This window comes from Sphingopyxis solisilvae (assembly GCF_015475875.1).
GTDB classification, from domain to species: domain Bacteria; phylum Pseudomonadota; class Alphaproteobacteria; order Sphingomonadales; family Sphingomonadaceae; genus Sphingopyxis; species Sphingopyxis solisilvae.
On the sequence record NZ_JADKYM010000022.1, the window covers coordinates 24,618 to 46,188 of the forward strand.

The 21,571-nt window shown below is 63.0% G+C and carries 25 protein-coding genes; 15 read left to right on the forward strand and 10 right to left on the reverse strand.

Translation table 11 applies throughout. The features are described from left to right. Positions 1–179: 179 nt before the first annotated feature. Both IR187_RS13710 and IR187_RS13715 read left to right on the forward strand, forming a co-directional pair. Complete coding sequence (locus IR187_RS13710; protein ID WP_194955141.1) at positions 180–581, forward strand: rhodanese-like domain-containing protein; 402 nt, start codon at positions 180–182, stop codon at positions 579–581. A 53-nt stretch (positions 582–634) separates the two neighbouring features. Then, complete coding sequence (locus IR187_RS13715; protein ID WP_194955142.1) at positions 635–1,228, forward strand: DJ-1/PfpI family protein; 594 nt, start codon at positions 635–637, stop codon at positions 1,226–1,228. A 25-nt stretch (positions 1,229–1,253) separates the two neighbouring features. Here IR187_RS13715 and IR187_RS13720 read toward each other — a convergent pair whose 3' ends face one another. Beyond that, on the reverse strand, positions 1,254–1,919 hold the full coding sequence (locus tag IR187_RS13720) for an HD domain-containing protein (protein ID WP_194955143.1): 666 nt from the start codon (positions 1,917–1,919) through the stop codon (positions 1,254–1,256). A gap of 165 nt (positions 1,920–2,084) precedes the next feature. Beyond that, entirely contained in the window at positions 2,085–3,059 is a 975-nt protein-coding gene (gene ftrA / locus IR187_RS13725) for a transcriptional regulator FtrA (protein ID WP_194955144.1), read from the reverse strand. 209 nt (positions 3,060–3,268) lie between these two features. Between ftrA and IR187_RS13730 the strand changes: the two genes are divergently transcribed. Genes IR187_RS13730 through IR187_RS13755 form a run of 6 tightly spaced genes read left to right on the forward strand, consistent with a single transcriptional unit; the run spans position 3,269 to position 7,453 of the window. Continuing rightward, positions 3,269–3,853 carry a TetR/AcrR family transcriptional regulator gene (locus IR187_RS13730; protein WP_194955145.1) on the forward strand — a complete coding sequence of 195 codons (585 nt, stop codon included), beginning with the start codon at positions 3,269–3,271 and terminating at the stop codon, positions 3,851–3,853. Positions 3,854–3,855: 2 nt separating this feature from the next. Then, the gene (locus IR187_RS13735; protein WP_267463788.1) at positions 3,856–4,572 is read left to right on the forward strand and encodes a glutathione S-transferase family protein; all 717 of its coding nucleotides are present in this window, start codon (positions 3,856–3,858) and stop codon (positions 4,570–4,572) included. A 4-nt stretch (positions 4,573–4,576) separates the two neighbouring features. Then, entirely contained in the window at positions 4,577–5,065 is a 489-nt protein-coding gene (locus IR187_RS13740) for a nuclear transport factor 2 family protein (RefSeq protein ID WP_194955147.1), read from the forward strand. Then, complete coding sequence (locus IR187_RS13745; protein WP_194955148.1) at positions 5,065–5,796, forward strand: alpha/beta fold hydrolase; 732 nt, start codon at positions 5,065–5,067, stop codon at positions 5,794–5,796. Before IR187_RS13740 ends, IR187_RS13745 begins: the two co-directional genes overlap by 1 nt. Then, positions 5,796–6,803, forward strand: coding sequence for a zinc-dependent alcohol dehydrogenase family protein (locus tag IR187_RS13750; RefSeq protein WP_194955149.1), 1,008 nt, complete (start codon positions 5,796–5,798; stop codon positions 6,801–6,803). The genes IR187_RS13745 and IR187_RS13750 overlap by 1 nt, the downstream gene beginning before the upstream one ends. Before the next feature lie 26 nt (positions 6,804–6,829). After that, entirely contained in the window at positions 6,830–7,453 is a 624-nt protein-coding gene (locus tag IR187_RS13755; protein ID WP_194955150.1) for a glutathione binding-like protein, read from the forward strand. A 140-nt stretch (positions 7,454–7,593) separates the two neighbouring features. On the opposite strand, the gene IR187_RS13760 is transcribed toward IR187_RS13755, so the two are convergent. From IR187_RS13760 to IR187_RS13780, 5 genes are all read right to left on the reverse strand, one after another. Continuing rightward, on the reverse strand, positions 7,594–8,007 hold the full coding sequence (locus tag IR187_RS13760; protein WP_194955151.1) for a GFA family protein: 414 nt from the start codon (positions 8,005–8,007) through the stop codon (positions 7,594–7,596). Continuing rightward, on the reverse strand, positions 8,004–8,774 hold the full coding sequence (locus IR187_RS13765; protein ID WP_194955152.1) for a TraB/GumN family protein: 771 nt from the start codon (positions 8,772–8,774) through the stop codon (positions 8,004–8,006). Before IR187_RS13765 ends, IR187_RS13760 begins: the two co-directional genes overlap by 4 nt. A 122-nt stretch (positions 8,775–8,896) precedes the next feature. Then, positions 8,897–9,538, reverse strand: a complete 642-nt coding sequence (locus IR187_RS13770; protein ID WP_228765949.1) for a LytTR family DNA-binding domain-containing protein — start codon at positions 9,536–9,538, stop codon at positions 8,897–8,899. 258 nt (positions 9,539–9,796) lie between these two features. Further along, the gene (locus tag IR187_RS13775; protein WP_194955153.1) at positions 9,797–10,636 is read right to left on the reverse strand and encodes an FAS1-like dehydratase domain-containing protein; all 840 of its coding nucleotides are present in this window, start codon (positions 10,634–10,636) and stop codon (positions 9,797–9,799) included. Between the two features lie 3 nt (positions 10,637–10,639). Further along, positions 10,640–11,803, reverse strand: coding sequence for an acyl-CoA dehydrogenase family protein (locus IR187_RS13780; protein WP_194955154.1), 1,164 nt, complete (start codon positions 11,801–11,803; stop codon positions 10,640–10,642). Positions 11,804–11,939: 136 nt separating this feature from the next. On the opposite strand from IR187_RS13780, the gene IR187_RS13785 reads away from it, so the two are divergent. Both IR187_RS13785 and IR187_RS13790 read left to right on the forward strand, forming a co-directional pair. Further along, positions 11,940–12,755, forward strand: a complete 816-nt coding sequence (locus tag IR187_RS13785; RefSeq protein ID WP_194955155.1) for an autoinducer binding domain-containing protein — start codon at positions 11,940–11,942, stop codon at positions 12,753–12,755. Positions 12,756–12,810: 55 nt separating this feature from the next. Continuing rightward, positions 12,811–13,728, forward strand: a complete 918-nt coding sequence (locus IR187_RS13790; RefSeq protein WP_194955156.1) for an alpha/beta fold hydrolase — start codon at positions 12,811–12,813, stop codon at positions 13,726–13,728. 37 nt (positions 13,729–13,765) lie between these two features. On the opposite strand, the gene IR187_RS13795 is transcribed toward IR187_RS13790, so the two are convergent. Continuing rightward, complete coding sequence (locus tag IR187_RS13795) at positions 13,766–14,677, reverse strand: DMT family transporter (protein WP_194955157.1); 912 nt, start codon at positions 14,675–14,677, stop codon at positions 13,766–13,768. A 244-nt stretch (positions 14,678–14,921) separates the two neighbouring features. Here IR187_RS13795 and leuC point away from each other — a divergent pair, with 244 nt between their 5' ends. After that, on the forward strand, positions 14,922–16,340 hold the full coding sequence (gene leuC, locus IR187_RS13800; protein WP_194955158.1) for a 3-isopropylmalate dehydratase large subunit: 1,419 nt from the start codon (positions 14,922–14,924) through the stop codon (positions 16,338–16,340). Here the strand turns inward: leuC and leuD are convergent. Next, entirely contained in the window at positions 16,337–16,921 is a 585-nt protein-coding gene (gene leuD / locus IR187_RS13805; protein WP_194955159.1) for a 3-isopropylmalate dehydratase small subunit, read from the reverse strand. The two genes, leuC and leuD, sit on opposite strands and share 4 nt — an antisense overlap. Positions 16,922–17,051: 130 nt before the next feature. On the opposite strand from leuD, the gene IR187_RS13810 reads away from it, so the two are divergent. Next, entirely contained in the window at positions 17,052–17,558 is a 507-nt protein-coding gene (locus tag IR187_RS13810) for a MarR family winged helix-turn-helix transcriptional regulator (protein WP_194955160.1), read from the forward strand. A gap of 73 nt (positions 17,559–17,631) precedes the next feature. Further along, positions 17,632–18,207, forward strand: a complete 576-nt coding sequence (locus tag IR187_RS13815; protein WP_194955161.1) for an NADPH-dependent FMN reductase — start codon at positions 17,632–17,634, stop codon at positions 18,205–18,207. Here IR187_RS13815 and IR187_RS13820 read toward each other — a convergent pair. Beyond that, positions 18,196–18,639 (reverse strand): MarR family winged helix-turn-helix transcriptional regulator, encoded by a 444-nt coding sequence (locus tag IR187_RS13820; RefSeq protein ID WP_194955162.1) that lies wholly within the window; start codon positions 18,637–18,639, stop codon positions 18,196–18,198. The genes IR187_RS13815 and IR187_RS13820 overlap by 12 nt on opposite strands. A 142-nt stretch (positions 18,640–18,781) precedes the next feature. Here IR187_RS13820 and IR187_RS13825 point away from each other — a divergent pair, with 142 nt between their 5' ends. Further along, the gene (locus IR187_RS13825) at positions 18,782–20,416 is read left to right on the forward strand and encodes a long-chain-fatty-acid--CoA ligase (RefSeq protein WP_194955163.1); all 1,635 of its coding nucleotides are present in this window, start codon (positions 18,782–18,784) and stop codon (positions 20,414–20,416) included. A 27-nt stretch (positions 20,417–20,443) separates the two neighbouring features. After that, on the forward strand, positions 20,444–21,571 hold the full coding sequence (locus tag IR187_RS13830; protein WP_194955164.1) for an alpha/beta fold hydrolase: 1,128 nt from the start codon (positions 20,444–20,446) through the stop codon (positions 21,569–21,571).

Consider the following 21,571-nt stretch of genomic DNA (forward strand, 5'->3'; position numbering starts at 1 on the left):
CTTCCTTCGATTGGAGAGCGCCCCGGCCTACGATGCGACAAGTGGCCAGGCCCTTCTTTCCTTCATACTATCGTGCAGGCGACTGGCAAATATTTGCGGAGGGTTGGCAATTGCTATCATGGCGTGCGCGGGCATAACGCTGGACAAGGCGCGGGAAGCTTAGCCGAAAGAGGACCACTATGCCCCGCAACGCCGTGACCCGGATTCCCGCTGCTCCTGCAGATGTTGCACAGCATCACTTCGAGAGCGAGTTTACCTTCGAAACCGACTGCGCAGATGTGCATGAGGCAATGGCCTCCGCCGATCCGGGTTTCGTCCTTCTCGACGTTCGGGCGCCCAGCCACTTTGCCGCCGGTCATGTTCCCGGTGCGGTGAATCTCCCGCATGGCAAGATCATTCGCTCGAAGCTGTCTGATTATCCTGATGACACGCTCTTCGTCGTTTATTGCGACGGCCCGCATTGCAACGGGGCGTCGCGCGGTGCGGCGCGGCTTGCAGCGCTCGGGCGTCCGGTCAAGAAAATGGCCGGCGGCATCCATGGATGGGAGCTCGACGGTTTTTGTCTTGCGAAGGGCTGGTAAATTGCGGTCGCGTATCCGATTCTGTTCGATCCCCGAGCCGAAAGCTGTTCGCCATGAAGCGTGATGTTGCGATACTTGTCTTCGAGGATGCCGAAGTGCTGGACTTCGCCGGGCCGTTCGAGGTGTTTTCGGTAGCTTCGGAGCTGCACGATCACGCCCTGTTCGACGTCCGGATCGTCGCCGCCACCGGTGCGCCGGTGCGCGCCGTGAACGGCTTCATGGTCGTCCCCAACGCCACCTTTGCGGGGATGCGCCAGCCCGATATCCTGGTCATCGCCGGCGGGGCCGGAACCCGGCGCGTCATGAGCGATCCAGAATTGATCGCATGGGCGGGGAACGCTGCAGCTTCGGCCGAGATTATCTTGTCCGTGTGCAGCGGCGCGCGCATCCTCGCCGCGCTTGGCTTGCTCGACGATCTCGAGGTAACCACCCATCATCAGATGTTCGACCATATTGCAGAGCTCGCTCCCCGTGCCCACCTGCGGCCGGGCGCGCGATTTGTCGATACCGGAAAGATCATCACGACAGGCGGGATCAGCGCCGGGATCGATGGCGCATTTCACGTCGTATCGCGCCTTCACGGCACGGGTTTGGCGGCAGCGACGGCGCGATATATGGAATATGAGCACCGCGCGGAGACGGGCTGACGGAACGGGTGACCCGGATCTGCTCTCAATCGTCGAACGGCGCGCCGGCGATCAGGTCGCGCGCATTCGGCACATCATACTCGCCCAATTCATGGTACCGGATCATCGTGACGGGATGGCAGGGCGGAGGCGGCGATGTGGCCGCTTCGCTCGCGAGGAGCCGATAAAAACCGGACTTGAAGTTCAGCCGCGGATAGCAGGCGACGATGCGTGCGACAACCGCAGGATCGATGAGGTCGATACCCGCTCCTACAACGTCGGCGAGTATACCCATTTGCACGGCCCACGCCTCATCTTCCTTGTGCAAGTTGAAATCATAAGGGTGCAGCGCAATGATGTCCCACAGCAGCCATGCGCGATCGCCCGCCATGCCCCGCTCGACGGCAAAATCTCGTGCAAGATTTGCGCTGCGGATTTCGAAGCGCTCGATGCCAGGGCATCGATGTTCGGCCAAGCCTAGATCGTGAAGCACCGCGGAAACAATGATGAGTTCGCGATCTTCGCTATTGGGGCGCTGATCGGTAAATGCGTGCGCAAAAAGTGCGCTGCGCATGACATGGTTAAACAGCATCGGCGAGCCATTGGCATACGCCTTCTCAATTGCCTCGGCCACCAACTTGGTGTCGGGGAGGCAGATGCCGGTGCGCTCGGCAATTTCGTCGCTAATTCTTCTGCTGTCCATCACGATCATATCTCCGCAACGGCCAAAATGACACTTTGGCGCTTGTGGGCCATGCAGAAAATGGCCAATTCGACCAACTATTATGCCATGCTCGGCACGGCTTGGCCGCAGTCGCTTGGATCGCCACGTAACATGGCGCGGGCCGCATTAATCGGCCGGACAGGTGAAGGCGTCCTATTCGGCGGCGACAGCCATGGCGGTTTCCCCGCAAAACTGCCGCCTGTAATCGGCGGGTGTGCAACCGACGACGCGCTTGAAATGGATCCGCATCGTCTCGGCGCTGCTGAATCCGGCATGGAATGCCGTTTGATCGATGGAAAGGCGACCGGTCTCCAGCAACTCTCGTGCGACGGCGATGCGCTCCATCAACAGCCAGTCATAGGGGGATTGTCCCGTCGTCTCCTTGAATCGCCTGAAAAAGGTTCGCGCGCTCATTGCGGCCCTTTTAGCCAGCTCTTCGACCGTCATTTCCTCGGCCGAATGTTCCCGCATCCATTTGATGACGCCCGTCAGGCGCGAATCCTTGAGCTCCACCACCGGACGGATCGCAAATTGCGACTGGCCCCCCTCGCGGTGGGGAGGGATGTTGAGCCGCCTCGCTACTGCATTGCAGACCTTGCTTCCGTGATCGCGTCGCACAATGTGAAGCAGCATGTCGAGGCCGGCGGCCGATCCGGCGGCGGTGACGATGTCGCCTTCATCGACGTACAGAACGTCGGGATCGACCCGCACCGCGGGGTAGGCTGCCTGGAGCTTGTCGGCATACATCCAGTGGGTCGCCGCGCGGCGACCGTCGAGAAGGCCGAGCGACGCGAGAAGAAACGCGCCCGAGCAGATCGAAAGGATGCGCGCGCCGCGCGCGGACGCCGCGAGCAGCGCGTCGGCAAGCGCGCCGGGCGGAGATAATTCGCTGTCCCAGGCGGGGATGATGATCGTATCGGCGCGCATCAAGACGTCGAGGCCGTGCGGCACATTCAGTTCGATGCCGCCCAGCGAGGCAATTGCCCCCGGTGCGACCGCAGCGATCGCAAAATCATACCATGCCAACCCCAGTTCTGCTCGTGACCTACCAAAGATTTCGACGGCACAGCTTAGCTCGAAAAGCGAAACCCGGGCATGCGCGAATACGACGACGAAATGGTCACGCATGGCGGTATCCTCGTGATAGACATCTATATGCCATCGTAAGGGCAATGTTGGCGGAGCGAAAGGACGCGAACCAACACAGGCAGAATCAACGCACGAATTGGCAGATTCATCATGTCACTGCTTCCGCCGAATACCGCCATGATTGCGTCAAATCCTGCCGGATGGCCGTGGCGCATTGACAAAAAGAACGATCGGTCTATTTTTTGGGGATGGGAAAAGGCGAGGAAACACGCGATCGTATCGTTGCCTTCGGGTTGAATAGAGCCGCTGTCGAGGGGCTGGATGCGATCACCTTGGGTGCAACTGCGGCGCGGCTTCAAATGTCGAAATCGGGGCTGTTTGCGCATTTTGGCAGCAAGGATGCACTGCAGGTGGCGATCATCGAACGGGCGATCGAAAGGTTTCGGGCCAAGGTAGTCGAGCCGGCGCTAGGCCTCGCGGGTGCGCGCGCTCAGTTGGACTCGCTGCTGTCCAGTTTCATGCAGTGGATGGACGGAGATGAGGAAATACCTGGCTGTCCATTTGTCCTTGCTCTCCAGGATTTTCGTGATCGGCCGGGCGAGGTTCGCGACGCGCTGACGCGATCCGAATTGGCGTGGCGTGCATTACTAGTCGAAAAAGTCTCGGCGGCTCAACGCGAGGGCGGGATTGTACGAAAGGCCGCGGCAACTCAGATCGTGTTTGAACTCTTGGGCGTCATATTTTCCTACCAAGTGGCAAAGGCCATTCTGGATGACGGACAAGCGCCGAGGCGTGCAGACGAAGCCTTTCAAGCGATATTGGATAGGGCCTGACAATGCTTCCGAATGACCTTGACAATCCAAATAAAAGCACGATCGATCGTTCTATTATACGACCTTTTCTCTTCACTGCGCGCCTCAGTATGTTTTCGGCCAAGGTCGAGATCGCCTTGCACGAGAAGGCCATCCGTTATGACCGGGAATTCGTGCCGTTTGAACTGGGCACCGGATACCACCCCAAGCATCCCGATGTGGTGGCAGCCAATCCCAAGGCGCAAGTTCCCGTCCTGATCGATGGTCCGCTGACGATCTATGATTCGACGCAGATATTCGAGTATCTCGAGGATGCTTATCCAGCCGCGCCGTTGTGGCCGCAATCGGTTCCCGTGCGGGCGGCTGCGCGCCAATGGGAGCATTGGTCGGACGAGATTCTGTTCCCGCCGGCTTTGGCATTGATCGATCGGTCGCTTGGCCAAGGCGATCGGCGTGCTGCCGCGAAGCGGGTCAACCGTCATCTTGATCGCCTCAATTCGCATTTGGGCGACACCCGCTTCGTCGCGGGCGATTTCAGCTACGCCGACGTCGCGCTGTTCATGGCAGAATTTTTCATCGTCCTGTTCGGGCTCGCGCGGCAGCCGAGACCGGGCATTTTGACGTGGCGCCGCAGACTGCTTGGCCGATCGAGCTTTCGGTCGGTGATCGAACCGATGGCGGCCTATGCCGAGGAACTCGGCATAGCTCCGGCCGCCCGGCTGATCGGAGAAAGGGAGTGAGGAAATGACCAATCAGGAATCGGACCTGAACATCGTGGTGATCGACACCGATACGGGTCAGTCTGGCTCGATCGAAGCGTGGGTGGAGCGATTTGCGCAGCTCTGGTCGCAGGGTGCTGAATGCCGCGACGAATTTGTTACCCTGCTCAGCCGCCGGGTACGGCTGGTAGCGCCGGGCCTGGCGCCAACAGCGGGCCGCGATGCAGGTTTGAATGCTTTCCGGCGGACGTTTGATGCTCTGCCTGACTTGACGGCCGCGGTGATCTCATGGGCGGCACGCGGAAATGTCGTGTTTCTCGAGTTGCGCTTCCGGGCAACGATCGGCGGCCGCACCATCGAATGGCCCGCCGTCGATAGTTTCCTGTTCGAAGGCGGCGAGGCGGTCGAGCGCGTTATCCACTTCGACCGCACGCCGCTGCGGCAGGCCTATTTCGGAAGTGTGCGTGGGCTTCTCCAGCTTTGGAAGCTGCGCCGGATCAGGGAGAAAAAATAATGAACGTCCCAATCGTTTTGGTGCATGGCGCCTGGCATGACGGCAGCTGCTGGGACCGCATTCGTCCGTTTCTCGAAAGCGCAGGGCATCCTGTTTATACCCCGACGCTTCCCGGCTTGCAGGAAGGGTACAGCGGCCAGGCGCCGACGCTCGCCGGCCAGATCGGTTTCCTAGCCGACTATATCAACGAGCACGGCATCGCCGAGCTTCTGCTCGTTGGCCATAGCTGGGGCGGCATGGTTATCTCGGGTGCGGCGCAGCGGCTTGCGGGGCAATTGCGCGGACTTGCTTATCTCGACGCAGCAATCCCATCGGATGGGGACGATTTTGCCTCCCAGGTCCCGGGGCAGGACAGCGACGCCCTCGCCCGGCGACGGGCGACCTACCGTGCCATGGCGGCCGACGGCGTGTGGATTGCGCCGCCGCCTGCTGCGATGGTCGGCGTCGTCAAGTCGGAAGATGTCGAGTGGCTGGAACCGCGCTTGCGACCGCACCCGCTTGCGACCTGGCTCGAGCCGGTTAAAATTGACGCTGCTGTCTTGCAGTCTTTGCCCAAGACGTACGTCCTGGCGACTGATCCCGCGTCGCCCATGATGGGCTATCCCGCTCATGCGGCGCGTTTGTCGGGAAGTGCGGGTTGGACCTGCGTCGAGATCGCGTCGGGCCACGATATGATGGTGACCGCTGCACGGGAAACCGCGGACATCCTTGTTGCGTCCGCGGCCGGCTGATGTGGTGCTACCGATATGAGGAGGCGATCGGCCTTGACCATCTTCGTCTGATCGAGGTCGTGGAACCGACACCCGAAGCGGACGAAATCGTCATCCGGATGCTCGCGGCGTCGCTCAACTATCGTGACCTTGCGATCGCACGCGGACATTATCACGCCGGCGTGTCGCCGCCGCTCGTTCCGCTTTCCGATGGCGCTGGGCGTGTCGTCGCATGCGGCGCCAACGTAACGCGCTTTGCGGTCGGCGACCTCGTCTGTCCGCTCTACCTTCCCGACTGGCTCGATGGTCCCATCACGCCGGCGAAGGCGGCGCGCCGTCTGGGAGGGCCGTCGGATGGAACTTACAGCGAGCTTCTGTGTGTGAGGGAACATGGCGCGGTGCTCGCGCCCCGGCATCTTGATGCAGTGGAAGCTGCGACGTTACCGGTTGCGGCGCTGACCGCCTGGCACAGCCTCTTTGCGCAGGGCGGGCTGCAGAGTGGGATGACGGTGCTTGTGCATGGAGTGGGTGGGGTTGCGTCGTTCGCGATCCAGTTCGCGAAGCTTGCCGGCGCGAAAGTAGCGGTCATTGTCGCCGGTACGGAACGTGTGAAATTCGCGCGTGACTTGGGCGCCGACCATATTGTGGATCCCGCCGATTACCGCTGCTGGCCGTCCGATGTGCGGCGGTTCGCTCCCGGCGGCGTCGATCGTGTCATCGATGTCGCCGGCTCGACGTTGTCGAGCAGTATCGCATGCTGTGGACCCGAAGGGGTCGTGCATATGGTCGGCTACTCTGCTGGCACCCAAGCCCCGTTGGACCTTTTCACGGCCATTCGCCACGCCATCACCCTCAAGGCGGCAAGCGCCGGCCATCGCGCGAGCTTCGAGCGGATGGTGGGAGCCATGGAAAGCGGCGGCATACGGCCACTGATCGGCGATACATTTCGGCGGGCCGAATTTCCCCAAGCGCTTGCTGCACTGGATCGGCGTGGCCGGGCGGGAAAGATCGTCCTCGACTTCTTTTGATAACAATAGCTTGCGAAGGATCGCTAATGTCTATGAAGCTTTATTTCTCGCCATTCTCCTGCGCCCTCGCTGCGCGGATTGCCGCACTCGAAAGCGGTCAGCAGCTGGAGTTCGAACAAATCGATCTTGCGACCAAAAAAGTGGCGGATGGCGGCGACTATCACGCGATCAATGGCAAAGGATTGGTTCCGGCGTTGGTGCTTGCGGACGACACGCTCATCACGGAAAGCGCCGCGGTCCTGCAGTTCATCGCCGATCGGGCGCCGGGCAGCGGGCTGGCACCCCCGTGCGGCACGATGGAGCGGGTAAAACTCCAGACCTGGCTCCACTATATTGGCGCGGAATGTCACAAGATCGTCTTTACGCCAATATTTCGGCCAGATTATCCCGACGCGTTCAAAAACTTTGCGCGGTCACTTGCCGACGAACGCTTTGCCTTTCTGTCTGGCGAGCTGGCCGACCGGACCTGGCTCTTGGGCGATCAGTTTACGGTTGCCGACGCGTATCTGGCGGTCATGCTTTTCTGGGTCGAGCCGGCGGGCCTGTCGCTTGAAAAGTGGCCGGTGCTCGAAGAGTATCGGACCAGATTGCGCGCGCGGCCGTCGGTCGGCGGGGCGCTCGCCGAGGAATTGGCTCGTCGCCACAACTGAGCCGCTGACGCCTTCCCCTAAAATGTGACCGATTTTGAGTAGAGTTCGACACGAAGTGACCTGCACCCCGATGCTGGACCACTTGCCTGGCGGCCTTCCAGCGTGCGTGCATCGGGGCGGGCCATGTGTGGGGCGTTCCTTCAGAGATGGCGTATTTCGTCCGGTCGGTTCCACCAATTGTCGTGCAAGCCGTCGCAATAGGTGACCGGCGCCGACACCAGTTCCTCGACGGTCAGGTCGTCGATCGCCGCGACCCGGACCGCGACAAAGGCGCCGCCTAGCTCCTCGAGATAACCATTGCCGTGCGTCTGTGTGCCGCAAGTGGAACAAAATCGGTGGGAAACCTCGAAGCTGTCATTCTTGCGCGCATAGGTGGAAAGCGTTGTTTCGCCCGTCAGCAGTTCGAAATCGTCGGGTTTCAGCCCGCCGATGTTCCAATTGCGCTGTTTCCAGCAAAAGCGGCAATTGCATTTGCTGGTCCCTGAATCGAGATCCATCCGGACGCGGAACGTGACTGCGCCGCAGAGACAACTGCCGTTATACCAACGCTTCATTGCTGTTTCCTGTTCTGACGGGAGTGCGGATTGCCGGGTTCGGCCGGGCCGATTGTAGCAGCATGGGCCGCGCCGAACCAGGTTGCAGCCGGGATCAGCCGCTGCGGTGCCGCTTTGCCGATACATTTTTCGAGCAGCGCGTGATTTTTGTAGCTGCCGACAATCATCACGCGCTTGCCGGGGTGCGCCTGTACCGTCGCCACCGCTTGCTTCGCCATATATTGGTCCCAGTCTTGTTGCGCGGCGACAAACTCCGGCCCGGCAAGCGCGAACTGTGCCGCCTGAACGCCGCCGACGATCCGCGCCGTCAACCCGTCATGTACCTCTACCGCGCTCTGCCAGTGAGTCAGCAGGATCGCGTCGGCTTCGCTTTCGAGCCGGGTGAGCGCCGCGGCGGCTGCCGGATCGCGTTCGCGAAGGACAGCAAAAGCCGCGCCCGCGGCGCCGGCGATCGCATCGAAGGTCGCGCCGCCGGGTTCCATCGCCACGGTCTGGACGTCGCTGCGGCCAAGCAGCGGCCAGATGACTGCCGGATATTCGGGCCGCCCGGGCGTCGCCTTGCGAGCGGCGAGTTCGTCGGGACGAACCTCCAGCACCATGACATTGGGGGCGAATGCCTCGATCGCGGCCCGCAGGCCGTGATAGTCGAATCCCGGCTCGCGTTCGTGCAGGGCGTGGAGGGCGCCGATAACGAGGATTCGATCGTCAGCAGTCGTGGCGCTGGCATGTTGCCCCGTCGCTGCCGCCAACAGGATATTGATCGCCAAAAGCTGTCTTATCCGCACGATATCAGACCTTTCACCATGAATGTGGCGGGTCCGTTTCGGCGGGGCAGGGGACGAGCGCGAGTCTTGATCGGCAAGCGGGATCGCCCGCTCGGCAAGCGGGCCTATCGCGGCAAATGGGCGGTGATATTCTTGCGATAACGTCGGCTCAGCCGGAGCTGCCGACCGTCGGTCAACACCAGCATGGCATCGCCGCGCCCCAGCCGCCGCATTTCGCGGATACGGTCGATGCGGACGATGGCGCCGCGGTGGATGCGGGCGAACTCCGCGGCAGGCAAGCGGCGGGACAGCGCAGCAAGCGTATCATCGGTCAGCATCGCGCGACCACGGCTATGCAGTTCGGCATAGTCGCCCGCGGCGGCGATCCAGTCGATATCACCGAGCGGCACCCGCAGCGCTCCGCGGGATCCGCGCACCCACAGCGCTTCGTCACCCGCGTGCGGGCGTTCGACGCCGGGTACCGCCGCGGTCGCCGATCGCCGGTGCCGCCGCCATACCACCGCGGCGGTCAGCGCGAGATAAGCGAATAAGGACGTGTCGATGTTGGCGAGAAATACCGGCTTTGCCATGGCGAGCGGCGTCGCCGCATCCTGCCCATAAATCGGCCAGAACAATATGACGAAAAGCGCGATGTGCGTCGCGGTGGCGAGCGCATAGCCGAGCAACCACAAGGCGAAAACGGTCGCGCGGCCCGGTTTAGCGGAACCGATGCGGTCAGCGGCCCTCAGGGGAAGCGGAGACAGCAAGGCCCATATCGAGAAGATCGCAGCGGTGTAGGCGAGGGTCGGCCACCAGGGCTGTGCCCGACCCTGATGAAACGCGAAGACATAGGCCTGGGCGGCGCTTGCCAGGCTGGCAAAAAGCCAAAGGGCGGCCCCGATCGCCAGCGGCCGGCGCGTGGTTCCCGGTGGCGATCGCAAGGGTCTGGCCAAGGCTGCGAAAAAACGGATCATTTCATCGGTTCATGGTCTTGTCGCTGGTTCGTCGGTCGCCCCGTCGCGTCTTCAATAATGCAGTTCGGCCTGCATTGTCCGGCGACCACCGGGATCCCGCGACCAGAGGCGAACGCTGCCATCCTGCCGTGCCATACACAGGTCAAAGGGTGCCGTATCGATCAGTGGTGCCTCGGCGCGAAAGCGAAAATGGCGTGGTGTTTGGTTCGGTATCGTGCGCAGTGCATGATCGACAAGCAGCGTCGCAATCAGCGGTCCGTGGACCACCAACCCGGCATAGCCTTCGACATCGCGGGCATAGTCGCGGTCAAAATGAATGCGGTGGGCGTTAAAGGTGAGCGCCGAATAGCGGAACAGCAGGACCGGATCTGGCACGATACGACGGACGGCATCCGCCGGTTCCGGTTCGATTTCGGCGGGGACGACTGGCGGGGGAGGCGCGGTCGCGGTCGCGGCGGCGCGATAAACCACATCCTGTGCCTCGCGCACTGCGGCAACGCCGTCGGCGGTTATATCGTGCCGCAATGTCACGAACAGCAGGTCGCCGCTGGCGCCGTGCTTGGCGACAATCGCGTCGATCGTCGTCGTCCGGACCAGTTGAGCGCCGACCGCGATCGGAGCAAGGAAGTCGACGCGTCCCCCGGCCCACATGCGGCGCGGCAGCGGGACCGGGGGCAGAAAGGAGTTATCGTCGCGCCGCGGATGACCATCGTCGCCGATTGTCGACTGGCGCGCGTCGGGCAGGAAATACAGCCAATGACCGAGCGGGGGCACGGTCGCCGGAGCCACCGGATCATGATCGAGCAGCGCCGCCAACCCGACGAGCGGCGCTGCCGTCGCCACGTCATGCCGGGTTTCGCTGCGCCCTATCCAGCCGGAAAAATCCTCCACGGCTCAAAAACTCTTCGGCAGGCCCAGCGCGTGGGTGGCAACGTGGCTCAGGATCAAATTGGTGCTGATCGGCGCGACCTGGTAAAGGCGCGTTTCGCGAAACTTGCGTTCGATGTCATATTCCTCCGCAAAGCCGAAGCCGCCATGCGTCTGGATGCACATGTCGGCGGCATACCAGCTGGCTTCCGACGCCAGCATCTTCGCCATATTGGCTTCAGTGCCGCCATCCTGGCCCGCGTCGAACAGCCGCGCCGCCTTGTCGACCATCTCTGCCGCAGCAGCAATTTGGACATAGGCGCGCGCGATGGGGAACTGGACCCCCTGATTTTCGCCGATCGCGCGGCCGAACACGTGGCGGTCGCGTGCGTAGGCTGTCGCCCGATCGATGAAGAAGCGGCCATCGCCGATACATTCGGCGGCAATCAGGATGCGTTCGGCGTTCATCCCCGACAGGATATAGCGAAAACCCTTGCCTTCCTCGCCGATAAGGTTGGCCGCGGGCACCTTGAGGTCGTCGAAGAACAGCTCGGTCGTCGCATGGTTCAACATCGTGCGGACGGGGCGAATGGTCAGCCCGTTGCCCACGGCCTCGCGCAGGTCGACCAGGAGCACGCTCATCCCGTCGGACGCCTTTGCGCAATCGTCGCGCGGCGTCGTCCGGCACAGCAGGATCATCAGGTCCGAATGTTCGGCACGGCTGATCCAGATTTTTTGCCCGTTGACGATATAATGATCGCCTTCGCGCCGCGCCAAAGTCCGGATGCGGGTGGTATCGGTTCCCGCCGTGGGTTCGGTCACGCCAAACGCCTGCAAGCGTAGCTCGCCGCGCGCGATGGCGGGCAGGTAGGTTTGTTTTTGCTCGACCGATCCATGTTTGAGCAGCGTGCCCATCGTATACATCTGGGCGTGACAGGCGCCGCCGTTGCAGCCCGATCGATGGATTTCCTCGAGCACCGCGGTTGCCGCCGCGAGCCCGAGGCCCGACCCGCCAAATTCTTCGGGGATCAGGACCGAGAGGAATCCCGCTTCGGTCAGGGTGCGGACAAAATCGGTCGGATAAATGCGGTCGCGGTCCAGCCTTTGCCAATAGTCGCCCGGAAAATCGGCGCATAACCGACGCACCGCCTCGCGGATTTCGGGGTAATTTTGCGCGGCGGCTTCGGACATCGAAACGGATTCTCCCGGGTGATTCCGTCATCCTTAGGATGCCGGGGGGCAGCACGCCACGATGAATCGGCGGCGTGCTGCCCCCTTCCATCTTGACGCATCATCGGGCTATGAGGCGCGCAGTCGAGGAGGTTGCATGGCCGAAGCTTCACATTTGATGCGTGATCGGCGCGGCGATTTCGGTTGCTGCTTGCTGGCGTATCGGAAACGCGACGGGCGCTCGCAACTGAGCCTGGCGCTCGACGCGGGCGTGTCGTGCCGCCACCTCGGTTTTCTGGAAACCGGCCGGGCACGGCCGAGCGCCAATATGGTCGCTCGCCTGGCCGACGCGCTCGGTCTCGAAAGTGCCGAACGGGACCGGCTCCTGCTCGCGGCGGGACTGGCGCCGCGCTCCGCTAGCGGTCTTCACCACGGCGACGCGGTTCGCGAGGCGGGTGCGCTTGGCACCCGCGCGCTCGAGGCCGCGGTGGCGCTGGCGGGGTCGACTTCGCCGCTCCGGTCGACCGAGATTGCCGCGGGATTTTTCGGGCAGATCGGCATCGGTCACTTCATGACTGGCACCCTGCGGGGGTCGCCGGGGCGCTGGGACATCCAGCGCGACGCGGGCGGTGTCCCGGCGGTCGCGTGGCTGGAGCATAATTATGCCAACCGCTATCGCAACACCGACTATCTGGTTCGCGCGACCGCGGTGCGCAACCGCGGCTTTTTCTGGAGCGACATTCCGCCCGATGCGATGACCGGCGAACAGCGCCGCATTCTGGCCGAAGGGCGCGACTTCAGCATCAACAACGGGTTCGTGCTGCCGGTCCCGATGGGCGACGGTTCGGTCCGCGCCTTTTCGTCCTGGTCTGAATATCTGGACCCAGACCCGGCAACGCGCGTCGCGGCCTCGCTCGTGGCGCGGGCGCTGGTGGAAAACCTCCACGACCTGGCACACTTACCTGCCAGGTAATCGCGCGGCGGCCAAACGGGTGCCATCCTGATCCGACAAATCGACAGGGGGCATCATGAACCGACGCGACGTTTTCGCTGCCACATTGGCAGGAGGCGCGGCGGCGTTGACCGGCATGGCGGCGCCGTCGGCAATCGCGGCAACGCCCGGGCCTGTGGCTACGCCCAATTGGGTGACCGCGCGCGACGGAACGCGGCTTTATGTCCGCAGCTGGGGCAGCGGCGCGCCGATCCTGTTCCTGTCGGGATGGGCGCTGTCGTCCGAAATGTGGGCCTATCAGATGGCGGCGCTGTCGGAGCGGGGCTTTCGCTGCATCGCCTTTGACCGCCGCGGCCACGGGCGGTCGGACGATCCCGGTCAGGGTTATGACTATGCGACGCTGGGCGACGATGTTGACGCGGTGTTGACCGCGCTCGGTATCGACGGTGCAACGGTTATCGCCCATTCGATGAGCGGCGGCGAGATTCTGAGCTATCTCGAAAAACGGGCGACTGCCCAGCGGGTGGCTCGCATCCTGTTTCTGGCCACGACCTTGCCCTGTCTCACGGCCAAGCCTGACAATCCTGCCGGGGTTCCGGCGGCGGCATTCGACCAGATGCGGCAGCAATTCTATGCCGATTTCCCGCGGTGGATCGACATGAACAGCGATTCTTTCGTGGTCCCGGAAACAAGCCCGCTGATGCGCAGCTGGATCAAGGACATTATGCTGCGGACATCGCTGCGCGCGATCGTCGACCTCAACCGTGCGATGACGTCGGCCGATTTTCGCGGCGAGCTGGGCGCGGTGACGGTGCCGACGCTGTTCATTCACGGCGACAAAGACGCGTCGGCGCCGCTGGCGCTGACGGCGCAGCCCGCGTCCAAGCTGCCGAAACAGGCAAAATTGGTCGTCTACGAAGGCGCGCCGCACGGGTTGCTCGTGACGCACATCGCGCGGCTCAATGCGGATATCGAGGCGTTTGCGAAGGGCTAGGTTGCGCTGATGCGATCAGGCGCATGACTGCCCGCGGTCATGTGGCCGCCAACAGCGCCAGTATCACGCCGGCGGCCACCAGCAGCAGTCCCGTGACTTCGTGCCAGCGAACCTGATCGCGCAGATAAAATCGCGCGAACCCGATGGTGAAGATGACCTCCACCTGACCGACGATGCGGACCAGTGCTGCGGGCGCGGCGGCGAAACCGATGTACCAACAGCCCGACCCGAGCGCCGAGAGCAGGCCGACCTGCACCGACGTCCGCCACGACCGGATGATGGCGCGCAACGTCGCGCGGTCGCGAACAATCACCCAGGCCAAATGCAGGACGCTCTGCATCGCCATCACAACGACGAGCGTGACAAGCGCCGATCCGACAAGATCGACGTCGGCCAGTTCGGCTGTCGCGAACTTGATGGCGATGGCGGCCGCGGCAAACATCGATCCCGCGGCCAGTCCGCAAAGCGCGGCGGGGTGGCGCAGCGACTGGCCGACCTGACGCAGCGTAATCCCTTGCCCGACCAGTGCCAGGACCAGAACGCCTGCGACACCGATCAAGATACCGAGCCAGGCGAGCAGGGGCAGGCGTTCGCCGAACAGCAGTGCGGTGACCAGCGCCACCTGGATCGCTTCGGTTTTTGAAAAAGCCGTGCCGACCACGAAGCCACGATGGCCGAACGACATGATCAGCAGGATAGTCCCCGCCATCTGGGTCACCGCGCCGATCGCCGCGAACAGCCAGAAATCGGCCGTTGGTTCGGGCATAGGAGCGTCGATGATCGCGAGCCATATCGCGGCAAACACGGCTGCGAAGGGAAGCCCGTAGAGATAGCGGACAAGACCCGCGCCGCTGACGCTCAGTTCGGCGCGCAATCGCTGTTGCAGCGCGGTACGCCATGCCTGGAAAAGGCCGCCAAGCAGCGAGGCGGGCAGCCAGATCGCGTTCATACCGATTGATCGCAGATCGATCGGGTCGCGATGGCGGCATGGTGGATGCATTTGCCACCACGTCGGTCGGCGAGCGGTTCCGTACGCTTATGCAGGCTGGTCACATGTTTCTCGCGATGCATCGATTCCGCCTGCTCTGTGCCGCGTAACAAAAGGACTGCGCGCGATGCCCTTGCCCGGAACATCCAGTCCGCTATATAAGTTAGCTTACTAAGTAATTTGCTGCACTAGGCAAGATGAAACGATGAACCAGCCCTCTCCGCGCACACTCTACGACAAAATCTGGGACGCCCACGCGGTCGTGGAAGATGATGGCGAGACGATCCTCTACGTCGATCTGCACCTGCTGCACGAGGTGACCTCGCCTCAGGCCTTTGCCGGATTGGCGGCGGCCGGGCGGAGGGTCCGTCGTCCCGAGCGTGGGCTTGCGCTTTTCGACCATAATGTGCCGACCGAGGGGCAGGCGAGCGGACCGGCGGGGGTTATCGACATCGCGGCCCGTCGGCAGCTCGAGGCGCTTGAAACCAATGCCGCGCATTTCGGGGTCGAACAGTTTGCGATGGGCGATCCGCGCGGCGGCATCGTTCATGTCGTCGGTCCCGAACAAGGACGTTCCCAGCCGGGCATGACGATCGTCTGCGGTGACAGCCACACCTCGACCCACGGCGCATTCGGCGCGCTCGCCTTTGGTATCGGTACGTCGGAGGTCGAGCATGTGCTGGCGACCCAGACGATCCGCCAGCGGCGCGCGCGCAACATGCGGATCTGGATCGACGGCCGTCTGCCGGACGGGGTGCATGCCAAGGATCTGGCGTTGCACCTGCTGCGCCAGATCGGTGTCGACGGGGCGAACGGCCATGTGGTCGAATATGCTGGACCGGCGGTCGCGGCGCTGTCGATGGAGGCGCGTATGACCCTCTGCAACCTCAGCATCGAAATGGGCGCGCGGGCGGGTTTGGTCGCCCCCGACGAACGCTGCTTTGCCTATCTGGCCGACCGGCCCGCCGCACCGCACGGCGCCGCGTGGGACGATGCGATGCAGCGCTGGGCAGCGCTCGCCAGCGACGCGGATGCGCAATTCGACCAGGAAGTGCGGATCGATGCGCGCGACGTCGCGCCGATGGTCAGTTGGGGCACGAACCCGTCGCAGGTCGTTGCTGTCAACGAACCCATCCCCGACCCCGCCGCACTCGCGACCGCGGACGCGCGGCACGCTGCCGAGCGGGCATTAGAGTATATGGCGCTGCGGCCCGGGGCGCCGATAGCAGGGACGCCGATCGACCGGGTGTTTATCGGCAGCTGCACCAACAGCCGGATCGAGGACCTCCGGGTGGTCGCTGACATCGTCCGCGGCCGTCAGGTGCCGGCGACCGTCCGCGCGATGGTCGTGCCCGGATCAGGCCTGGTCAAGCGTCAGGCCGAGGCCGAAGGCATTGACACCTTGCTACGCGCGGCGGGATTTGACTGGCGCGAGCCCGGCTGTTCGATGTGCGTCGGAATGAACGCCGACCGCTTGTTGCCCGGAGAGCGCTGCGCCGCGACATCGAACCGCAACTTCGAAAACCGGCAGGGGCGGGGCGGGCGAACCCATCTGATGAGCCCGGCGCTCGCGGCGGCCAGCGCAATCGCGGGCCGGATCGCCTCGCCCGACATGCTGGACTAGCGCGCCTCTTCAAAGCGCGCGATGGCGTTCGCGTGGCGGAGTGTGCGGCCGATATCGTCCAGCCCCTCCATCAGGATCCGCCGGTCGGCGGGGTCGATGTCAAAGTCGATTGTCCGGCCCGATGCGAAGTCGATCCGGCGGACCTCCAGATCGACCGTGATCGGCGCGGAGGGCGCGCTTTCGACATGCTGCCGCAGCACCGCACATAAGTCGCCCGTCAGCCGGACCAGCAGCAGCCCGTTCTTGCGCGCGTTGCTCGCGAAAATGTCGCCGAAACTTGGCGCGATGATACAGCGGAAACCGAAATCGGTCAGCGCCCATACGGCATGTTCGCGTGACGAGCCGCAGGCGAAGTTGCGGTCGGCGATCAATATCCGGGCGTTCCGACACGGACTGCGGTTGAGGACAAAATCGCCGCGTTCGGTGCCGTCGGCGTGATATCGCAGCTCGCGAAACAGATGTTCGCCGAGCCCCGTGCGGGTCAGCGCCTTCATGTAACGCGCCGGGATGATCATGTCGGTATCGACATTGGCCAATGCTAGCGGTGCGGCCAGCGCGCTCAGCCGGGTGAATTGTTCCATGGATCGTCCTGACATATAACTTAGTTATCTAAGTATATTGTCGACTTATGCTTGTCCATATTCATGGTACATCGAACCATATTGCCGCATGAATCATAGGGCTCTAAGGTTCGCGCGAAGGGGAAAAATCTTGGCAAAACGGCACGGCGGTTTCCGGCATCCGGCGGAATATTATACCAACCCGGAAAACAGCATCGGCTATCTCGCGCGTATTGTTTTCCGTTCCTTTTCGCGGCTGCTCGAGCGCGGTACGCTGACCCACGACGTCTCGGCTGGCCAGTGGCGCTTTCTGCGTCAATTGTGGCGCGAGGACGGGATCACGCAGCGCGAGCTTAGCGAACGGGTCGGGATGCGTGAACCGACGACCGTTGTGGCGTTGAAAGGGCTGGAGAAAGCCGGCTTCATCACGCGGAAAAAAACCGACGACGACCGCCGAAAAACCTTCATCTACCTGACCCCGCATGCCAAAAAGCTGGAACTGGTGCTCGCGCCCATGAACGCAGAGGTGCATGAGGTGGCGACGCGCGGGATGACCGACGAGGAGGTCGAGACATTGCAGACGCTGCTGCGTCGGGTGATCGACAATCTTGCCGAGGAAACCGCGAAGCTGGCGACGCTTTCCGACATCAAGGCGTAATGCCCTGCAGCCGTCTCTTGCGATCCCGGCCGGAAATCGATTAGTATGCTAATCATTTTGCGGGGAGGGACGTTTGACCCAGATTGCAGTTATCGTAGGTAGCACCCGCGAGGGATCCTTTAACCGCGCCCTCGCTAAACTCGCGATCGCGGCCTTGGAACAGCAGGGAGCGACCGTCACCGACGTCGATCTCGCCACATTTGACCTGCCGATCTATTCCGCCGCGCTCGAAACCCATGCCTTTCCGGCCGATGCGCTTCGGCTGAAATCGCTGTTTGCGGCGCAGGACGGCCTGCTGTTCGTTTCGCCCGAATATAATGGCTCGATCCCGCCGCTGCTCAAGAGCGCGATCGACTGGGCCTCACGGCCGACGGGGGACGAATCGCTCGTCGCGCTGACGGCGTATCGCGGCAAGGCTAGCGCAGTCATGTCGGCATCGATCAGCCCGTTCGGCGGGCTGCGCGGGCTGATGCAGCTCCGCCAGATCCTGTCGACGATCCAGACGCTGGTTATCCCCGAACAGGTGGTGATCCCCAACGCGCACACCGCCTTCGCGGACGACGGACGTCTGAAAGACGCGCTGCCCGCATCGCTGGTCGACATGACGGCTGCGCGACTGGTGGCCGTCGCAAGAGCATTATCGGCTTAGGTCTTTTTTTGCGATATTCTCGCCCCAGTCGGCTTCCAAAGTCGCCAACAGCGCGTGGAAGCGATCTCGGCCCAGCCGTTCGGCAAGCTGGTCGGAAAGATCGTCCATTGCCCGCTGCGCATCGCGGCGCATGCGCGCGCCGGTTTCCGTCAGCGACACGATCATATGGCGGCGGTCATCGGGATCGGGGGCCAGTTCGACGATCCCGAGCTTGACCATCTGGTTGATCGTGCTGTGGATCGCCTGGCGCGAAATGCCGAGGTTGCGGGCAATGTCCGACGGGCGGACGATCCCGCTGACGATATTGGTCATCACCATCGATTGCGGGCGGCTGACGTCGGGCCAGCCGCGGTCGTGCAGCCGCGATTGCAGGCCTTCGTCGAGCCAGCAGAAGCGCTGGAACAGGGCAATGATGAGCTGGTTGGTGCGCATAGAATGTCGACTTTACCCTCTGGCGCCGACGGTGCCAGCACGGCTTAGCTAGAAGAGCCGCGCATGGGGCGCAAGGTCAAGCGGCGTTGCAAAGGCAAAATACTTAGTATACTATCTTTTGAAAGGATGGGAGAGACACCGCATGGACGGGTTGATGCAGAATGTGCCGTTGACGGTCGACCGGATCATCGACCATGCGGCCGCGTGGCACGGCGCGCGCGAAATCGTGTCGCGCGATGCCGAGGGGCGCGTCACGCGATCATCCTATGCCACCGTCCATGCCGATGCGAAGCGCGTGTCGAACGCGCTCGCCGCCGAGGGGATTGCGCCCGGCGATCGCGTCGCGACGATGGCGTGGAACGGCGCGCGACACCTTGCGGCCTGGTATGGCGCGGCAGGCATGGGGGCGGTGCTGCACACGCTCAACCCGCGGCTGTTCCTCGAACAGATCGCCTACATCGCCAATCATGCGGGCGACCGGCTGCTGATCGCCGATCCCGCGACCGCCGACCTCGTCGAACAACTGCTGCCGCAGGTGCCGGCGATCGAGAAGGTGATCTTCTTTTGCGATGCCGCCTCGATGCCGCAAACCAGCTTTGCCGCGACCTCTTTCGACGACTGGATCGCGGGGCAGCCGGCCGAATATCTCTGGGGCGGCTTCGACGAAAATGCCGCGTGCGGGCTTTGCTATACCAGCGGGACGACGGGCAACCCGAAGGGCGTGCTCTATTCGCATCGCTCCAACTATATCCACGCGCTGATGACGTTGCAGCGTGACGCGCTCGCCTTGTCGGCGCGCGACACCGTGCTGCTGGTCGTGCCGATGTATCATGCGAATGCGTGGGGCGTCGTCTATTCGGCGCCCGCGGTCGGCGCCAAACTGGTGCTGCCCGGCCAGCGCATGGACGGCGAATCCATCTATCAGCTGATCGAGGAAGAGGGCGTCACTTATTCCGCCGCGGTGCCGACAGTATGGCAGATGTTGCTGCAATATATGCAGGAAAACGGCAAACGCTTCACGACATTGGAGCGCGTGACGATCGGCGGTTCGGCGTGCCCCGAATCGATCATCCGCACTTTCCGCGACGATTATGGCGTTGACGTCATTCAGGGGTGGGGCATGACCGAAACCTCGCCGCTCGGCACGGTGTCGGTGCCCAATGCGTCGGTCGCCGCGAAATCCGAATCCGAGCAGATGGCGTATAAACTGAAGCAGGGGCGGCTGCTGTGCGGGCTGGAAATGAAGCTGGTCGACGATGCCGGCAAGCGTCTGCCGCATGACGGCAGGACGCCGGGACGGTTGATGGCGAAGGGGCCGACCATCGCGGCCGCCTATTACGGCGGCGAGGGCGGCGAGGTACTCGACGCCGAGGGCTTTTTCGACACCGGCGACGTCAGCACGATCGACGGCGAAGGCTATATGCAAATCACCGACCGAGCGAAGGATGTCGTGAAATCGGGCGGCGAGTGGATCAGTTCGATCGAGATCGAAAATATCGCGATGGGGCATGACGCGGTCGCCAACGCCGCGGTCGTCGGCGTCGCGCATCCGAAATGGGACGAGCGGCCGATCCTGTTGTGCCAGCTCAAACCCGGCGCTGCCGCGTCGGCCGACGAACTTCGCGCCTATCTGGACGGCCGGATTGCACGCTGGTGGATGCCCGACGACGTGCTGTTCGTCGATGACATTCCATTGGGGCCGACGGGCAAGATCGACAAGAAGGCGATCCGCGCGGGGCTGGAGGGGTATACGCTGCCCTTTGAAGTCACCCGCTGACCAAGATCATAAACAGGAGAGAGACGAATGGACCCGAACGGGATCGAGGGGCTGGACGCGCATTTCATCGGGCGGGTGTCGCCGACCGCGCCGCGCATCCAGGCGGGCGGACATCCGTGCCAAGGCATCTATTGGACCGAGGCGGGCAAGCGGCCGAAGGTCGCGATCATCGCCACCCACTATAATGTCGATTTTTCCGAACATTATATCGCGCCCTGGTTCGCGCGGCAGGGCTTCGGCTTCCTCGGCTGGAACACGCGTTATCGGGGGTTCGAAGATCAGTTTCTGCTCGAACATGCGGTGCTCGACATCGGCGTCGGGATGAAATGGCTGAAGGAGGAAGCGGGGGTCGAGGCGATCGTCATCCTCGGCAATTCGGGCGGCGGCTCGCTGATGGGCGCCTATCAGGCCGAAGCCATCGCACCGACGCTGACCGACCGGCTGCCATCGGTGGGGCAGGACGCGCTCGCTGAGCTTATCAAGGGCGACCTCTATATCAGCTTCAACGCGCATCAGGGGCGCCCCGAAGTGCTCACCGACTGGATGGACGCATCGGTGATCGACGAGAATGATCCGACCCTGACCGATCCCGAACTCGACCCCTTTAATCCCGACAATGGCCCGCCCTATTCGGATGCCTTCATCGCCAAATATTGCGCCGCGCAGCGCGCGCGCAACCAGCGGATCACCGACTGGGCGAAGGCCGAACTGGAGCGGCTCAATGTCGCCGGCATTCCCGACCGCATCTTTCCGATGTTTCGCTGCTGGGGCGATCTCCGCTGCGTCGATCCCGCGATCGACCCGTCGGACCGCAAGCCCAACTGGTGCTACCGCGGCGACCCGGCGCTCGCGAACCGCACGCCCAGCATCGGCCGCGCCAATACGCTGAAGACCTGGCTCAACATGTGGAGCCTTGAAACCTCGCCATGCCAGGGACAGCCGCACCTTGCCAAGCATGACACGCCCGCGCTGGTGGTACAGGGCACCGCCGACACCGGCGTATTCCCCAGCGACGCGCGCAAGATCTTCGACTTCCTGGGCAGCAGCGACAAGCGGCTCGAATTGATTCCCGGCGCGCATTATTTTGAGGATTCGATTGCCGAGCGGCAAAATGCGGCCGACCTTGTCGTTGCGTGGATCAGGGAGAAGCTGTGA

Bases quoted from the DNA above. Each gene is read 5' to 3' on its own strand.
- IR187_RS13755 (WP_194955150.1), top strand. From the start codon at position 6,830: ATGTCTATGAAGCTTTATTTCTCGCCATTCTCCTGCGCCCTCGCTGCG.
- IR187_RS13745 (WP_194955148.1), top strand. From the start codon at position 5,065: ATGAACGTCCCAATCGTTTTGGTGCATGGCGCCTGGCATGACGGCAGC.
- IR187_RS13710 (WP_194955141.1), top strand. From the start codon at position 180: ATGCCCCGCAACGCCGTGACCCGGATTCCCGCTGCTCCTGCAGATGTT.
- IR187_RS13785 (WP_194955155.1), top strand. From the start codon at position 11,940: ATGGCCGAAGCTTCACATTTGATGCGTGATCGGCGCGGCGATTTCGGT.
- IR187_RS13715 (WP_194955142.1), top strand. From the start codon at position 635: ATGAAGCGTGATGTTGCGATACTTGTCTTCGAGGATGCCGAAGTGCTG.
- IR187_RS13750 (WP_194955149.1), top strand. From the start codon at position 5,796: ATGTGGTGCTACCGATATGAGGAGGCGATCGGCCTTGACCATCTTCGT.
- IR187_RS13790 (WP_194955156.1), top strand. From the start codon at position 12,811: ATGAACCGACGCGACGTTTTCGCTGCCACATTGGCAGGAGGCGCGGCG.
- IR187_RS13830 (WP_194955164.1), top strand. From the start codon at position 20,444: ATGGACCCGAACGGGATCGAGGGGCTGGACGCGCATTTCATCGGGCGG.
- IR187_RS13740 (WP_194955147.1), top strand. From the start codon at position 4,577: ATGACCAATCAGGAATCGGACCTGAACATCGTGGTGATCGACACCGAT.
- IR187_RS13735 (WP_267463788.1), top strand. From the start codon at position 3,856: ATGCTTCCGAATGACCTTGACAATCCAAATAAAAGCACGATCGATCGT.
- IR187_RS13730 (WP_194955145.1), top strand. From the start codon at position 3,269: ATGGGAAAAGGCGAGGAAACACGCGATCGTATCGTTGCCTTCGGGTTG.
- leuC (WP_194955158.1), top strand. From the start codon at position 14,922: ATGAACCAGCCCTCTCCGCGCACACTCTACGACAAAATCTGGGACGCC.
- IR187_RS13825 (WP_194955163.1), top strand. From the start codon at position 18,782: ATGGACGGGTTGATGCAGAATGTGCCGTTGACGGTCGACCGGATCATC.
- IR187_RS13720 (WP_194955143.1), bottom strand. From the start codon at position 1,919: ATGATCGTGATGGACAGCAGAAGAATTAGCGACGAAATTGCCGAGCGC.
- IR187_RS13780 (WP_194955154.1), bottom strand. From the start codon at position 11,803: ATGTCCGAAGCCGCCGCGCAAAATTACCCCGAAATCCGCGAGGCGGTG.
- ftrA (WP_194955144.1), bottom strand. From the start codon at position 3,059: ATGCGTGACCATTTCGTCGTCGTATTCGCGCATGCCCGGGTTTCGCTT.
- leuD (WP_194955159.1), bottom strand. From the start codon at position 16,921: ATGGAACAATTCACCCGGCTGAGCGCGCTGGCCGCACCGCTAGCATTG.
- IR187_RS13795 (WP_194955157.1), bottom strand. From the start codon at position 14,677: ATGAACGCGATCTGGCTGCCCGCCTCGCTGCTTGGCGGCCTTTTCCAG.
- IR187_RS13760 (WP_194955151.1), bottom strand. From the start codon at position 8,007: ATGAAGCGTTGGTATAACGGCAGTTGTCTCTGCGGCGCAGTCACGTTC.
- IR187_RS13820 (WP_194955162.1), bottom strand. From the start codon at position 18,639: ATGCGCACCAACCAGCTCATCATTGCCCTGTTCCAGCGCTTCTGCTGG.